The organism is Pantoea sp. AS-PWVM4 (assembly GCF_000468095.1).
Classification (GTDB): Bacteria; Pseudomonadota; Gammaproteobacteria; order Enterobacterales; family Enterobacteriaceae; genus Pantoea; species Pantoea phytobeneficialis.
Genome location: NZ_ASZC01000028.1, coordinates 1 through 15,310, shown reverse-complemented (window position 1 = coordinate 15,310; position 15,310 = coordinate 1). Strand labels below are relative to the sequence as shown.

16 protein-coding genes and 1 pseudogene are annotated in these 15,310 nt (G+C 49.5%); 4 read left to right on the top strand and 13 right to left on the bottom strand.

Annotated features, from left to right (window positions below):
• The first annotated feature begins 24 nt into the window (after positions 1–24).
• Positions 25–924, top strand: coding sequence for a DapH/DapD/GlmU-related protein (locus tag L579_RS21355; RefSeq protein ID WP_021186225.1), 900 nt, complete (start codon positions 25–27; stop codon positions 922–924).
• Positions 925–1,010: 86 nt separating this feature from the next.
• Here the strand turns inward: L579_RS21355 and L579_RS21350 are convergent, their stop codons facing one another.
• Both L579_RS21350 and L579_RS21345 read right to left on the bottom strand, forming a co-directional pair.
• Entirely contained in the window at positions 1,011–1,586 is a 576-nt protein-coding gene (locus L579_RS21350) for a PIN domain-containing protein (RefSeq protein ID WP_036627870.1), read from the bottom strand.
• Positions 1,586–2,047, bottom strand: coding sequence for a helix-turn-helix domain-containing protein (locus L579_RS21345; RefSeq protein WP_036627866.1), 462 nt, complete (start codon positions 2,045–2,047; stop codon positions 1,586–1,588). The genes L579_RS21350 and L579_RS21345 overlap by 1 nt, the downstream gene beginning before the upstream one ends.
• Before the next feature lie 84 nt (positions 2,048–2,131).
• On the opposite strand from L579_RS21345, the pseudogene L579_RS23465 reads away from it, so the two are divergent.
• A pseudogene (locus tag L579_RS23465) lies at positions 2,132–2,560 on the top strand (SDR family oxidoreductase); the annotation flags it as partial.
• An 86-nt stretch (positions 2,561–2,646) separates the two neighbouring features.
• On the opposite strand, the gene L579_RS21340 reads toward L579_RS23465, so the two are convergent.
• The 4 genes from L579_RS21340 to L579_RS21330 form a co-directional block, all read right to left on the bottom strand.
• Positions 2,647–3,525, bottom strand: coding sequence for an AEC family transporter (locus L579_RS21340; protein WP_021186223.1), 879 nt, complete (start codon positions 3,523–3,525; stop codon positions 2,647–2,649).
• A gap of 56 nt (positions 3,526–3,581) precedes the next feature.
• Positions 3,582–3,866 (bottom strand): NUDIX domain-containing protein, encoded by a 285-nt coding sequence (locus L579_RS23640; protein ID WP_161628648.1) that lies wholly within the window; start codon positions 3,864–3,866, stop codon positions 3,582–3,584.
• Positions 3,763–4,341 (bottom strand): LOG family protein, encoded by a 579-nt coding sequence (locus L579_RS21335; protein ID WP_036627863.1) that lies wholly within the window; start codon positions 4,339–4,341, stop codon positions 3,763–3,765. Before L579_RS21335 ends, L579_RS23640 begins: the two co-directional genes overlap by 104 nt.
• 725 nt (positions 4,342–5,066) lie before the next feature.
• Positions 5,067–5,504, bottom strand: a complete 438-nt coding sequence (locus L579_RS21330; RefSeq protein ID WP_036627925.1) for a VOC family protein — start codon at positions 5,502–5,504, stop codon at positions 5,067–5,069.
• Between the two features lie 321 nt (positions 5,505–5,825).
• Here L579_RS21330 and L579_RS21325 point away from each other — a divergent pair, with 321 nt between their 5' ends.
• Positions 5,826–6,308, top strand: coding sequence for a glutathione peroxidase (locus L579_RS21325; protein ID WP_021186221.1), 483 nt, complete (start codon positions 5,826–5,828; stop codon positions 6,306–6,308).
• A gap of 3 nt (positions 6,309–6,311) precedes the next feature.
• Here the strand turns inward: L579_RS21325 and L579_RS21320 are convergent, their stop codons facing one another.
• Both L579_RS21320 and L579_RS21315 read right to left on the bottom strand, forming a co-directional pair.
• Positions 6,312–6,776, bottom strand: coding sequence for an NUDIX hydrolase (locus L579_RS21320; RefSeq protein WP_021186220.1), 465 nt, complete (start codon positions 6,774–6,776; stop codon positions 6,312–6,314).
• 28 nt (positions 6,777–6,804) lie between these two features.
• Positions 6,805–7,557, bottom strand: a complete 753-nt coding sequence (locus tag L579_RS21315) for an SDR family NAD(P)-dependent oxidoreductase (RefSeq protein ID WP_021186219.1) — start codon at positions 7,555–7,557, stop codon at positions 6,805–6,807.
• 127 nt (positions 7,558–7,684) lie between these two features.
• Here L579_RS21315 and L579_RS21310 point away from each other — a divergent pair, with 127 nt between their 5' ends.
• Positions 7,685–8,575, top strand: coding sequence for a LysR family transcriptional regulator (locus tag L579_RS21310; RefSeq protein ID WP_021186218.1), 891 nt, complete (start codon positions 7,685–7,687; stop codon positions 8,573–8,575).
• A 160-nt stretch (positions 8,576–8,735) separates the two neighbouring features.
• Here L579_RS21310 and L579_RS21305 read toward each other — a convergent pair whose 3' ends face one another.
• The 5 genes from L579_RS21305 to L579_RS21285 all read right to left on the bottom strand — a co-directional run bounded on the left by L579_RS21305 (position 8,736) and on the right by L579_RS21285 (position 14,505).
• On the bottom strand, positions 8,736–9,182 hold the full coding sequence (locus tag L579_RS21305; RefSeq protein WP_021186217.1) for a hypothetical protein: 447 nt from the start codon (positions 9,180–9,182) through the stop codon (positions 8,736–8,738).
• Between the two features lie 3 nt (positions 9,183–9,185).
• Positions 9,186–10,418 carry an MFS transporter gene (locus L579_RS21300; RefSeq protein ID WP_036627861.1) on the bottom strand — a complete coding sequence of 411 codons (1,233 nt, stop codon included), beginning with the start codon at positions 10,416–10,418 and terminating at the stop codon, positions 9,186–9,188.
• 5 nt (positions 10,419–10,423) lie between these two features.
• Positions 10,424–12,850, bottom strand: a complete 2,427-nt coding sequence (locus tag L579_RS21295) for a TonB-dependent siderophore receptor (protein ID WP_021186215.1) — start codon at positions 12,848–12,850, stop codon at positions 10,424–10,426.
• 160 nt (positions 12,851–13,010) lie between these two features.
• Positions 13,011–14,000: a FecR family protein gene (locus tag L579_RS21290; RefSeq protein WP_021186214.1), complete on the bottom strand. Its 990-nt coding sequence runs from the start codon at positions 13,998–14,000 to the stop codon at positions 13,011–13,013.
• Positions 13,990–14,505, bottom strand: coding sequence for an RNA polymerase sigma factor (locus tag L579_RS21285; RefSeq protein WP_021186213.1), 516 nt, complete (start codon positions 14,503–14,505; stop codon positions 13,990–13,992). Before L579_RS21285 ends, L579_RS21290 begins: the two co-directional genes overlap by 11 nt.
• Positions 14,506–15,310: the final 805 nt, after the last annotated feature.

The following is a 15,310-nucleotide window of genomic DNA, read 5'->3' as shown; positions in this document are numbered from 1 at the left end:
CGATAATCCGACCTGAGCGTGGATATGGATCATAGAATTAAACGCGGTGGTAATCGATACGTTGATATACAGACTAATAAAACGATTGACTCCTACTATCCCTCGGGGGAATTTCACAATCGCTCATGTCTTGCTGTGAAACATAAAATCATACGATGTGAGTGGTTTGAAATCGAGAGTGATATTTCAAATGGCATTACTTCTACGGAAGATGCTTACCTCCGTCTACACTTATTATCTTTACGAGAATACAAACCAAATGAGATAAATCTGGAAGGGCTATTTCAGCATCTTCCTAACATTGCCTGGACGTCTGCGGGGCCGGTATTCCCGGAATCTGTGCCATATCTGAGACACCTTGTTGCCGATGACTACCATCAACTCACGGTTTTCAGTGTTGATAAATTCCCTCGTATGGTTGACTACGTCATTCCTTCCGGAATTCGTATTGCAGATGCCGACAGGGTCAGGCTCGGAGCTTTCATATCCCCAGGAACTACAGTGATGCATGAAGGGTTTATTAATTTCAATGCAGGCACGTTAGGGCAATGTATGGTCGAAGGTCGCATAACACCCGGAGTCACGGTAGAAGATGGTAGTGATGTTGGAGCGGGGGCGTCAATTATGGGTACGCTGTCCGGCGGCGGTAAACAGACAAACCAGATCGGTAAAGGCTCGTTGCTCGGGGCGAATGCGGGAATCGGTATTTCTCTTGGTGATTCCTGTATTGTAGAGGCTGGACTGTACGTTACCTCCGGTACAAAAGTAACGCTACCTGACGGAACGGTAAGCTATGCACGAGACTTATCAGGAAAAAACAATTTGTTATTCCGACGGAACAGTCTCACTGGCACCGTAGAAGTACTATCAACGGATAGCACGGTCTGGGGTGGAGTTAATGCCATACTTCATAAAAACAATTGATGAGGAAAAGACTTCTTGAATACCAGACACTCTTACATTTGGCGTAATGTCTATTAACACCTTATAGCTGCCTATTACCAGTCTGACTAAATAAGAACGTGGTATTTACTTAATTCTTTTACTGTTTGTGGTAACCCTTGGCGGAGTAGCGCATCAAGGTACTCGTCAACCGATTTAGGTGGCTTTCTCATATTGCAACGCTGTTTATTTACGGCCGCCAGGACAAGCGCCTGATTCAAGTCAAATAAATCAGTAATAAAATCATCTGGATGTAATGCTTCGATACCGAAGTTGCCCAGATGTTGTTGTGGGAAATCTTTCAAATTAAACGTAACGACAATTTCAGAATGGCTGCAAATGGCGGCAGCAACAACATGCCTGTCATCCGTATCGGGAAGATCAATACTGGCAACGAGAGGCTCGAAACCTGTAACCATAGCATCAGGTAATGCCCGGTTCATAAGCTCACCAGTGTGTTTGATTTGTTCAGAAGTTAAGTCTGGTCTGTCCTTAATCAAATTACGCTGCCATTCTTCTTCTATAATGGCCGACCATTTCGGCTGATAGAGTCCGCTCAACCCCAGGTGCATCAATAAATCCCGTAGTAAGGATGGATAAAGGACGCATGCATCTAATACTACGGGATAAGGTGAGTGGCTCATCAGTAAAATCCAAGTTCCTGACTGTGATCTGCTAATAACTGCATCGCTTTATGGCTTTCGCTATCACGTTGGTCCCTGTAACGCATTAGATCGGCGAAAAGCACTCGGCGGTGGCGGCCTGTTTTATGAAAAGGTAGCTTCCCGTCTTCCAGTAGTTTCACCATATGCGGGCGGGAAACATTCAGAATGTTGGCAGCTTCCTGAGTTGTTAATTCAGCATGAACAGGAACGACCTGAACCGCGTTACCGGCGGCCAACTCTCCTAAAATTGACATAAGCAACGTCAATGCAGACGTTGGTATTTCGATCTGGTGAGTGTTGTTATCTGCGTCCTGAATCGTAATTTTTTGCGTTTCCATTTTCGTGGAGAGCCAGGCAGCAAGCTCCCTTTGTCCACGTACAGCTGCCTCAATCTCCCCTTGAGCCGGAAGGCTCAGGCTATCCAGAATTGAGTTCGTCATTTGAGTATCCAGGGTTTAGGTTCAGTTTTATGCGTTAGCTTTATAACAGTCTTCAATGGCAGTTTATTCGAAATAAACGAAAATATCAACAGACGAAACAGACGAAACAGACGAAAAATAGATGTTTACCTATATGAAGGTGGTCAGGTCGCTATTACGGGGTTAAATGAAGAACGACTGCAACGCGCTCGTGATCTGCTGCCTGAAACATCGCTCATCCTCAAAAGTGATGCTGCCAGCGAATCAGATATCAGTGAATTCCAGGTGGCGATTAACCACTGGGGTACTCTTGATGGGCTGTGGCTTAACGCAGGATTCGCCGAAGTAGGTTCCCCGGAATCGGTTACCGCTGAATCATTTAATCACATGATGAATGTTAACGTCCGGGGGCCGATGCTACAACTTGCGGCACTCTCTGACGCCCTTAATCCCGGAGCTTCTGTTCTGGTCACGTCTTCCTCGTCGGTTTATGAAGGTGCTTTATTGAGACTTCTGAGAACAGGCAGACACGGAAGATGATGAACAGTGCAGAGTTTGCTGTATAGCCGGTGCATTAGCACCGGGGGCCATAATTCTCGGTTTGTTAAGTGCTGACAACGTCAGAAAACGATGCCCATCGTTTTGCCGATCGTGATAGCTGCTGCAAAGAGGCTCATCGCAAGAATACTGATGCAGGTTCCACAGGTAATAATCCGGGCCGAACGACCTGTCCCCAGATAATGCGTTTCAAGAACGATGATATTTGCTGCCGGAGGCAGAAGACAAAAGAGATAAAGTGTTGGCGTATTTTCCGTTATCAGTCTGAAATCGACAATTCTGGCAAGCCCTATCATCAGCGAAATCATCATCAACATCGCTGCTGATTTAATCAGATATGGGCGAACTTCATGCCGGAGATCCTTAAGCGTCAGCTCAGTTTTTGACAGCCAAACGCCAAGCACCGCCATACCAAGAAAGCTCATCAGAAATTTTGCGACTTCATAAAGATCGTTAAACCACAGCGTTATCTGCTGACTGAACGGAATGAGCGCGGCCCCGACAATCAGTGCCAGCACAGGCGGAGTCTGAACTAATTTCAACAGTCTGAAATGGTGGCCGGAGAGCATACCAGCCCCGACGGAATTGCCTACGATTGAGCTGCCGACATAGGCGGCGATAACAATGGTTGCGGCTTGATCGCCAAAGAGGGCCGTCGCCACAGGTAATCCCAGCCATCCGATATTCAGGTAACTGAAGCACAGGCTTTTAATGGGATCGCGAAAGAAATATCGGGAAGCCATCAGCATAATCAGCATGCTGATGGCTGTCGCGATGATTATCGTACTCATACTGCCAAAACGCGTGGATATATTGAAGATGATGACAACCGGAATAGCTACGCGGGTTAATACCCATGAGGCAGCTGCTTTTAAATCCCAGGCTGTTTTACCGACCAGCCAGCCGGCAAAAAGATAAATCAGCGGTACAAATATCGTCACAGCGTTTCCTTACCGTGTGTTCACAAAACTCAACAGCCCGCGACCTTGTCCGATTCTCAACAAACCCTGCAACAGATTGCCTGGGGTGTTGATGGCCATACGTGTGGGACATTTTTGTTTAACGTTAGCGGTGCATCTGTGAATTCACCAGGTGGGGTAAGCTCCTCTTGCGATAGTTCAAGATTAAGCTCTTCCCTGAATTGCCGAATCAATGCTGAATGAGCGTCTTCTCCTGGCTCAATTTTCTCTCCGGGTTGTCCACTTTGAAGCAGGTGGCGTATAGGTTTTGAAATACTCGATAATGTCGTGCAAATTTTCAGAAAACAGAAGCATATCGGCATAATTCTGTTTCATAAAACCTTCACTCACCATCTGATTTACCATCACTTTAAGCGGGTTGTAAAAGTGATTAACGTTCAGAAACGCGCAGGGTTTATCATGTATGCCTAATTGTGCCCAGGTCCACTGTTCAAATATCTCCTCAGCAGTTCCTGCGCCACCCGGTAAGGCGATAAAACAGGATGATAATTCTGCCATCACAGATTTTCTCTGATGCATGTTATCCACCACCTGTAGCTCAGACAACCCGGTGTGGGCAATTTCACGTTCCAGCAGGGACTTTGGAATAACACCCGTTACATGACCACCATATGCGAGAGCTGAGTCGGCTACGGCACCCATTAAACCAACACGTCCGCCCCCATAAACGATATTTATACTCTGTTCAGCTAACCACCTACCAACATGACGAGCAGCCTCCATGTAAGCGGGTGTACAGCCTTCAGAAGAGCCACAGAATATGCCTACAGTGTGCATATTTTCTCCTCAAACAAATGGAAAAATCCCCGTGATGGGGAGAACAAGCGAGACCCATCTTAACATGTTACCTCGGGGAAAGTGGATGAACACGTTCTTGCCATTATTATCTATTTCAAATAAAATTTCTCGAAATATCATAAAATAACCACATAAAATGACCGGTAAATATTATTTTAGACACTGCTTTTGGGGTTTGATTGGTTTTGGCTATTTTGTTTACAGTATTCTGAAAGACCTACATGATGGATTGATTTTCCCTGCATACATACCCTATATTCCGTATGTTGCTATCTATTTATCAATAAGTGCAGTAACGTACCCATATTCTTTATTTGTCACAAATAAACTGGGGCTAATGATAATGAAAAAAGAAACGTGGAGTTATTTCTTCACTGTAAATGGCCCCAGCTGGATTTTTTTTATTTTTGTATATCTGTTTTGTGGATTGCTATCGGTACCACTGCTCATTATTTATCCACTTATAAACAGATCCGTATAAAAAATTAAAACACTCTGGCGCCACATTTTGTATTCTGGATCCACGTCGGCTTCTGCAAGTATCGCAGAACTTAATCCCACTGCTGAAGGCTCATCTTTGGTAAATGAGATGCTGGCTGCTCGATAACAGAGATTCTCCTCAATTAGGTCTTCTCTGTGCCAGGAGCGGACTTTGCAGACATCACTGTTTTAATTAGAGAATAACAGGTCATAATATGTGGGCCTCATTGACTGCGTTCCATCAATTCAAGCGTCTGACCATCAGGGCTTTGTAAATATATTACTCGGGTTCCCTGCATGGGTCCTGACAACACTGTCTGAGGTTTACCGGGCGTCTTCCAGCCGTAGTCCGATACTTTGCCTAAGAGCGTATCAAGATCCTCAACTATAAAAGCAAGGTGAGCGTAGCCTGGGATATAGGGTGCTGAAGGTGCTTCTGGCTGCTCAATGTTATTGTATTGTAGTAATTCAATTTGAATATCAGCCAGTTCAAGCATAGCCATTCGTACATCAGCTCCCCTTGCACCTGTTACCTCATCGATTATAGGTCCAGACATTTTTCCTTCGCGTAATAATTTACCTCCAAGAATCTGAGTCCAGAATAATAATGAGTCTTCAATGTTTTTAACTGAAAAACCAACGTGATTAACACTTAATATCATGCGATTACCTGCTGAGTTTTCAAAGTTCATCATCCAACTATATAAAAAGCCTGCTTTATTTCTACACGATAAATGCGCAACCGTTTTACAAGCCTGCATCTTGTATCGATAAATTGCGAATGTGCGCTTTTCGCTCATGACAGCCCTCTGATGGGCCGCCTGTTAGTTGTTCTTTTGGTTCGACTTTGCAAAGATATCTTTGCACAAGATTCCAGACCTGCCACGCAATCAGTAACAGGCATGCTTCTCCACGACCCATGACCTGTGCCCCGGCAACAACGCGCTACGTGGCCGAACGGGTTATGCTTTGAGGATTACGAGATGACTACCTTTTATCAACTTACTGCCACCAGTCTTTCCGGGCAGCTTATCTCTATGGCCGACTACGCTGGTCAGGTGGTTCTGGTCGTTAACACCGCCAGCCATTGTGGATTCACGCCACAATACGGCGGCCTTGAAGCGCTCTACAAGAAATACGCCGTCCGGGGTTTCGTGGTGCTTGGTTTCCCCTGCAACCAGTTCGGTAAACAGGAACCTGGCGGCGCCGAGGAAATCGCGCAGACATGCCACATTAACTACGGTGTGAACTTCCCGATGTTCGCGAAAGTTGAGGTCAACGGAACCGCAGCGCACCCGGTGTTTCGTTATCTGAAGAATGAATTACCCGGCGTGCTGGGTGGCCGGATCAAATGGAACTTCACTAAGTTCCTGATTGGACGTGACGGTAAACCACTTAAGCGTTTTGCACCGTTCACCACGCCGGAGAAAATGGAAGCCTCAATCCTTACTGCACTTGAAAGCTGAGGACTAAACGGAACGGAGCTTGTCCTGGTTGTCTGCAAGTATGTCGATGATCAAATCATGTGGGAAGATCGTTTCGTTGGTATGTCTGAGTTCTTCTAGCGTCCACCAGTGGTGATCCCGCATGACTTCCTTTTCGTTCTTACTCCACCTTGAGCAATCGATATCTGTTTTATCCGCGTGAATGATAAAGAAACGTTCGTCAGCATAAACGGTTTCCCCATTTGGCAGCATCATGGTGAAGGTTCGGGATGCGACCGACATGCCAACTGAATGTCTTTGCAACCCGGTTTCCTCCAGCAATTCGCGTAAGGCGGCCTGCTCAAAGGATTCATTCGGCTCCAGCCCGCCGCCCGGTGTTGCCCAGTATGTCTTGCCATTTAACGCGTCATCTTTATGGCAAAATTTAAACAGCAGAACCTGATTTGCCGGAGAGCGAACGATCAACCGGGATGATGGACGAGTGCGCACAAAGCCTCCCTTTAATGCGGTAAATTACTCAGAATTGAACACCTTTTGTCAGTCCACCGTCGACAGTGAGGTTGGTGCCCGTCGTGAAGCTGGCAGCGGAGCTGGCAAGAAAAAGCACGGCTTTAGCCACTTCATCCGGACGAGCCATTCGTCCCATTGGGTTCATTGCCAGACATTCGGCAAAGAGATCGGGCGTTTCGCGCTCGATTTTCCCCCAAACCCCATCTACGAAGTAAACGTTGCCAGGAGACACAGTATTTACGCGAATTTTCTCGGGTGCCAGTTTTGCCGACAGGGTTTTACCATAATGAATCAACGCGCTCTTTAACACCCCATAAGGCTCGGCAAACATATCCACTTCTCGGCCTGATACGCTTGAAATAAGAACCACTGAACCTGATTGTGACTGGCGGAGCCAGGGCAACGCAGCGTTTACCATGCTCACAGAACCGAGCAGGTCGGTCTCGAAAGCCAGACGCCATGTTTCCGGGTCGGAACCCCCGGCCAGTGCGCTGACGTTGGGAATGACGATGTCGATACCACCCATTTTTTCGGCAGCATCCTCAGCCCAGGCGCGTACCTGATCTGATTCTGTCACGTCAACTTTATAACCGAATGCCCGGTTGCCCATTGCGGCCTGAGCCGCGTCAATTTCTTCGCTCTTTCTCGCACAGAAAGCGACGCTTGCCCCTTCTGACAAAAATGCTTCGGCAATGGCTCGACCAATACCGCGTGTGCCACCACTTAGCATGACTCTGGCATTCTTCAGGCCTAAATCCATAATTTTCTCCTGTTTTCCGGGTTTCATCCGCCGGGATAATGGTTATCTGTGAAGCAATATAGGATTTGACCAGCATTCTGAAAAATGAAATTAATAGAACCCATCATTCATTAAATGAGAATGCCGAATGCACCTTTCTCAACTCAGGGCCTTCTGTGCGGTAGCGCAGACCGGATCGATCTCAGGCGCGGCTCGGGTGTTAAACCGCGTTCCTTCAGGCATCACGGTACGCATCCAGCAGCTTGAACAGGATTTAGGCTGCGAACTCTTTCTGCGCGACCGCCAGGGGATGTCCCTCTCGCAGAACGGGCGGCTACTGCTGGACCACGCGCAACGTATTCTGGACCTCACCGACAGCACCCGTCTGTTGATGCGAGAAGAGGATCTGGGAGGAAAACTGGTGATTGGCGCGCTGGATGTGGTTCTGGTCGATTTTATGCCGGCATTGATTGGCACCTTCCGTAAACGATACAGCGGTATTGGCCTCGATATCCGGCACGAAGCCTCGGAGGTTTTGGTGCAACATGTGGCAGATGGAACACTCGACATTGCCCTGACTGATGGCCCGGTACAGTCAAAGGCCCTTGAAAGCCGACTGGCCTTTGTCGACGAAATGTTGCTGATCACGGAACTCAATCATCCTGCGGTCAGAAAGCCATCGGATCTCCAGTGTGCCGAACTCTATGGATTTCGCCATGATTGCTCGTTTCGCTTCCGCATGGATCGATGGCTGGCAGAAGCGCGCATCAGCCATCTGCCGGTGACGGAAATTGAGTCATACCATACGATGCTGGCTTGCGTGACAGCAGGGATGGGGGCGGCCTGGGTGTTGCGTTCCGTATTACAAACCTTGCCAGGACATCAGCATGTACGCAGCCATTCGCTCGGTGAGGTAGGTTATACCGAAATTCATTATCTCTGGCGAAGTGGACAGCTATCACCGAATGCCCGCAGGCTGATTGAAACCGGGAGTGAGCTTGGCGAGCGGCGCCATACCCAAACCTGGAGCAGGATATAACCATGACGACCAGCGGATGCAGCACTCGCGCTGGTCTAACTCATAAACTCATTTACTCAAAAACTCATTTTGCGATCTCCGTAGCGACGTGATTTAACGTGCCTGCACAAAATCGTGCTTTTAATGCCTTTCGCCACAGAGCGAATCTGCGGCGAAAGAATTACAAGGTATTACCCGGTGGCAAGGCCAGGTACTCATGTGCTTTTGCAATGGCGTCTGCACGGTCGTCGGCGAGTGTTTTCGGGAAAGGCATCATTTTCCTTAACTTGGGAAACATTTCGCTCAGGCTGGCGCGAACGGCTGGATTATCAGTCAGGTAAATGTAGCCCGCACAGTAGTTAGCTATCTCATTTTTATATTGTTTCATCCACCGGGAAGACTGTTTCTCGTCCTCATGAGGCTCCCTTTCATGGCCATGCAACGCAGGGATCCAGACAAAAACCAGGCGTTGCTGCTGAGCAAGTAAACCGCTCAGTCCATTAAGCAGGCGATTGGTTCTGTCCGGCATATCGAGTTGTGGGAAACGAATGAAGACGATCGGCCACTCACTAATATCAAAGATCTCATCGTCCGGTGGTGCACCGTGGTAAGCGTTTTTTGGGTTCATAATTCAATCCTTTTCTTCCAGAGAGGTACGCAGCGAGCCAACGACCAACAGCAGCGCCAGTGCTCCGCAACCATAAAACAGCGGCCAGTTAATCACCGCGACCATTTGTGAGACGGCAACGGTAGCCAGCGTGCTGGCGAAACGGCCAACGCCATAAAAAGTGGCATAGTCTGTTGCCGGTTGTTCACCGCGTGACCAGCCGAGGATGCTGGCACTCAGAGCAACGAAAATCCCGCTCACCGCAGCGCCGATCGCCACAGAGCCAGAAATAGCCAGCCAGGGTTTAACCAGGGTGTAGCCCAATGTCATGGCAGCCAGAGCCAGTATCCCCAGGCCGGTGAACCCCCTAATCGTTCGCGGTAATCCGCAGTGGCGCATCAGAGGGGCCGATATCCATGCGGTAATGAGCATGCTTACCGGCCCAAGTGTGCCGACTATGCCTCCGATTAATTCCATCGGTACTTTAAGATCGATCAACATCAGTCGGTTGAGCGCCGCAAGCGGGAAAATCACACAGCAGGTCAGCGTCAACAAAATCAGCCGCCTGCGCTGCCGGTGATTGCGCAACAGATTTTGTAAACTCGCGCGGTGGTTTGATCGGGTGCGATTCACTCCGTGAAATGCTTGCGCCTTGCTCAAAAACAGCATGGGGATCATCAGCAGGAGCAAACCGGCGGCATAACATAAAAAGAGAATGGTCCAGCCAAGGTGATGGAATAACGCGACAATAGCCCCTCCACCAATCATCGCGCCGATGGAGAGTGCGCCCAGTTTGCAGGCGGCGGCCCGCGATCGCCAGGCAGCACTGATACGTTCGACCGCCAGCGCGTCAAGGGCGATATCCATCGTCGCCATAGCGAACGCGAGCAATAAACCCAACAGAAACATTGTGCTCAGTGCCGCGTCTGCCATAAAAGCAGCCGCTGCCACAATCAATGCCGAGATCAACTGCATGGGTACAATCCATGCCAGCTCTGATGCCAAAAAGGGTGGATGCCAGCGGTCAATCACCGGTGACCACAGGAACGCCACACCGAGTGGCAGGTAGAGAGCGTACAGCCAACCTACCGCCCCAAGACTCATTCCCTGAGCGCGCATCATAGTGGGTAACCCGCCCTGGATTAGCCCAACCGTCATGCCGAAACCGATGTAGAGTGCACCGATAGCTAACAGCACCGCGAGTTGTCCGCTGTCGTCAGATGATCCTGCATCTCCTGGCTGCATAATTACGTTCATCCATGTCACCAGCGATAGTTCACAGACAGATTGACCACCCGCTCGTTGCCGTAATTACAGAAGTTGTTGGCAAGGCAGGTGACATACTGTTTATCAAAGACATTATTGACGCTGAGACGGGTGCTCAATCCAGCCAGCATCGGGGATCGCAGGCCAAAGTCATAGCTGAGGGCGGCATCAAACAGGGTGTAGCCGGGTACATCCAGTCGTCTGGCGTTAGCTGTGTAGACATTCGGAGAGTAGCCGCCTACCGTTTTACCTACATAACGGCCGCCACTGCCAATGGTCACGCCTTTCAGCAGGCCATGACGGAAGGTATAGTCAGCCCATAATGACGCCGAATAATCCGGGATACCGATCGGGCGATCCCCTACATCGGCTCCGAGGCCTTTTTCCACTTTAGCGTGGGTATAGGTGAAAGCACCGGTGACATTGAGGTTATCTGTTACCGCCATTTTGCTTTCAAATTCAAGGCCGCGGGAGCGTTGTTCGCCAGTCTGATAGGAGGTGTAGGCGTTGGCGTAGGTCACCACATCCTTCTGCGTGATGTCGAACCAGGCAAGGGTAAATAACGCATCAAAATAGGTGGGTTTGTACTTCAAACCCACCTCACGTTGCTGTGCAGTGGTTGGTTTGAACGCGGTTCCGTTGCTGTCACTGCCAGTGACGGGCAAAAAGGATGTCGAGTAGCTGACGTAGGGCGCGATGCCGTTATCAAAATTATAAATGACGCCGACTTTGCCGCTGAAAGCGTCATCATCCTGAACACTGCGTGAACTGGCCAGATAGTTATTTGTTCGGGTACGGGCGTAGTCGTAGCGTCCACCGGTCACCAGGGTCCAGTTATCAATATCAATCTGATCCTGCAAATAGAGTCCTGACTGAGTGATGTTCTGTTTCTGATTGGTAATCCGCGACAGCGTCAGGTTGCTTGCAACACCGTAAACCGGGTTCAAATAATCAATTGACGGAGCTGAACCATAATCGCGGATCTGCGTCCAGGAGGATTCCTGATAGTCGAAGCCGGCAACCGCGGTATGGGAAAGACGCCCGGTATCAAATTCTGCCTGGAGTTGCAGATCAGATGCCACACCACGCAATGTTTCATCGGTCGCAAGTGCGTAGCGGGAAATCGTATGGCCATCCGCCGCAAGAGAGGATGTCCCCAGACTTTTGGTGACAGTGGTCAGATCGAGGTAGCGAATCTTATGGCGTAAGGTCCAGGTATCGTTGAAGCGGTGTTCGAACTGATAGCCCACGGCCGTCTGCGTTCGGCTGAATTCATCGAAATCAGGATCGCCGTCATTAAAGTTACGCGGAATCTGTCCCGCCGGACTCGACCACAGGCTACCCACCGTCGGTAAAATCCCGTAGTACCCGCCTTCAGGATCACGCTGATAACTCATGTTCAGCGTAAAAGAAGTATCCACATCCGGGATCCAGGTCAGCGATGGGGCAACGTATAAGCGTTCTTCTTTGGTATTAACGACTTGTGTATTTGATTTCTTACCCAGCGCTACAACGCGGTAGAGAAGGGTATTATCGTCGGTCAGCGGCCCGGTTGAATCCACGCCCAGTTGCATATGTTGGTGGCTTCCGTAGAGCATCTCCACCGAATTTTGAGATCGACTGGATGGCGCTTTGGAAACCGCGTTGATTAATCCGCCGGGGTTAACGCCACCGTAGAGTGTGGAAGAGGGGCCCTTGAGAAATTCAATGCGCTCAATGCCATAGGTTTCAATTTGCGGGATGGCATAGCCACCACCGCGCAGTAATCGCAAGCCATCCAGATACTGGTTACTGTCGGTCGGTGAGCCAAAGCCTCGGATGTAGGGGATATCGTAGCGTGATGCTGATCCCCTGACTTCCGCCGCGACCCCTGCCGAATAACGCAGTGCCTGACTCAGGCTTTGCGCCCCCTGGGCTTCCGCCTGCTGATGGGTGATCACACTGATCGACTGCGGGGTTTTCATCAACGGTGTGTTGGATTTTGTGGCGGCGATGCTGTTACTGGCGACATAACCGTGCACCGGACCGAGCGTGCCATCATCAGTCGCTTCTACCACGATGGTGCTGTCGCTGGTGGTGTCCTTTGGCAGAACATAAATTTGAACGGTGTTGTGGTTACTGAAGCGGTATCCCAGGCCCGCACCACTCAGAAGGGTGCTCAGCGCCTGATCCACGGTCATTTTGCCCCGTACTGGCTGGCCGGTGATCTCAATCGCCTGGTCTTCGCGGAATGCCACGGAAAGGCCTGCGATGCGGCCAATTTCATTAACCGACTGGGTAACCGGTTTAGCCGGGAGATTGAAGCTGTATTGCTGTGTTTGTGGTTGCTGGACTGCTGCTGCAACAGTCGTCGTTCCTCCCGCAGATAACAGCAATGCGGATGCTAACGCGTAGCCTGCGGAAGGGAGTTTTTTATTGTTCATGACACGCCTTTTTCTCTGTACTGACACCCCGAGGTAAACGAAAACAATATTAATTATCATTTTCACTATCTCTGGTATCACGAACGAGAATGCGTACCACTGAACCTGAAGATGAATTTTTTTAGGAAAAAATTCATAACATGTTGTTAATTAATGATATTTATTTCGAGATTATCACGAGATATTCAGACACCTTACGCATGCTGAAGCCAACACTGGCCTGAAGTGAGTCCAGCGCTTTATCGGTATCAGTCAGAGAAAAGCTCCCGGTGACGCGCTCCTCGGCCAGCTCAGCAGAGGGAATGATCACTCGCCCATGACGATAGCGTTCAATCTCACTCACTACGTCAGCCAAACGGGCACGATAGAAAATATAGCGGCCACTGTGCCATGCCATGGCATCGGCAATATTGGTTTGAGCAGGCACATCCACACCGTTGCGACTGAAGGTAACCTGTTGTCCGGGTTTAATAATCGTGGGGGTTGATTGTTCGTTGCTGCGTACCGCGACGCTACCACGAGCCAGCGTGACCACGGCATTATCCTGTTGTAGTCGCACGTCGAATTGCGTGCCTAACACGCGAACATTCCCCGCTGATGTCTCTACAATAAACGGGGTCTTTGACGGGGTAACATCAAAATAGGCACCACCGCGTAGCAAGTGAACGCGGCGTGTTTCTGCTGACATAGCCACGCTGATCGCGCTGTCAGCATCCAGTAATACTTTTGAACCATCGGCCAGAAGCACGCTGCTGCGTTCTCCCCGCACTGAAACATGATCGGCAGAAAGATTCTCAATCCACGAGGGGTTCTGTAGCCATACGCCTGCCACCATCAGCAGCAGTATGCAAACTGCGCCAGCCGACGCGAAGCGACGTCTGCGCTGTTGTCGGTCACGATTGTGGTCCATCGCCGCCAGATATCCCGCCAGGACGTCAGCCTCTTGTTCCGCAAGTTGCATGCCTGGTGCAGCGGTGTCCTGCCACACTGACTCAATGGCGTTCCAGGCCTCTTCGTGTGCAGGGTGGCTGCGCCTCCATTTTTCACAGGCTGCTCGCTGGAAACGTGAGGGGTTATCTTGCATCACCAGGAACCAGCGACGCGCTTCTGCCCGAATATCGGCATGCTGTGGGGCAGGGTTATTCGGCATCTTTCACTCCACTAACCGATTGATCTTCACAAGCGGCCACCGCGCGGGCCATATGTTTCGCCACTGCGCGGGAGCTTATGCCCATCACCGCAGCGATCTCTGAGAAGCTGCGTCCGTGAACCCGGTTAAGTAGGAAAATATGCCGCGTTTTTTGCGGTAACGACGCCAATATCTTATCAAGGTGGCGGATATTTTCCTGTGCGGCGACGATCTCATGCGGCGATGCGGATTGTTCCTCATCCTGCTCGGTTGCTGCGTTCTGGAGGTAACTCTCTTTCGTTTTCTCGGTACGCAGGTGGTCGATAGCAGCATTACGAGCACAGCGACTCAGATAGGCAGCGGAATCGCCTTTCCACCATTCGGCTTTTTCCCACAGGCGCAGGAAGATATCCTGCACCAAATCCATGGCCGTATTGCCGCACCCAACACGACGACGAATCTGACGTTCCATCCGTTTGTGTTCAATAAGGTACAGCGCAGCAAGCTCCTTGCTTTTGTCTGCCATTCAATTGAGTCCCGGGAGTAGAAAATTACCTGATTACACAATGAAATTGTGTGTTTAGCCTTAGCGACCAGTTAGCTGGGCAGGGATTATTACTTAGGTTTGAGGATAATTCCAGTCCGTGGTTCAGGGGGCGGTAACCGCGTTGTGGCGGGTATTTTCACAGGAATAACAACAGGAATTCAGGGGTGTTTAAATAAATGAAACCATTCCGAGTTTAATTAATTTTTTATTCTTCACACATCGCCGTCCTCCGATCTCGTGGTGAGGAAAACCGATGTTCTTCGGAGCTCGCATCATTTGAAGCTGGCAGAAGAACGCAATAACGGATTAAATTGTGGGGACGTTCTGGAAGAAAGATAAGTGAGGAAAGTATGAGAGACTTACTTGAGTTGATTGCTGATTTATTTATCTACTGGCCTACAGGAAAGAAAGGCAAAACGTTAAAGAAAAAGAGGTCGTCTGATCTGCAATATCGACCGCTTTGCAAGATCGTTCAGACTGAGTTCGCGGGAGATAATGTTAACAAGCAAGGAGATACGTCAAAACATTGATGGCAGACAGCGTATCGCTCCCTGTTGAACAACTGAAATCTTAATCCGGCCGTTTAAAGAATTTACCTCGATCACCGCCCGGTTAGTTATCTGCTGACCGGGAAATAAGGTAGCCTAACATTCATTCAATTTTTTTGAATTCTTTCAGCAAATCCCTCAGCTTTTCCTCACCCGCCGACAGGTCTATTCTCTCTCACATCGAGGCACAACGCCTCACCGATTAAACAAACTTCTGAGGAAATGACCATGAAATC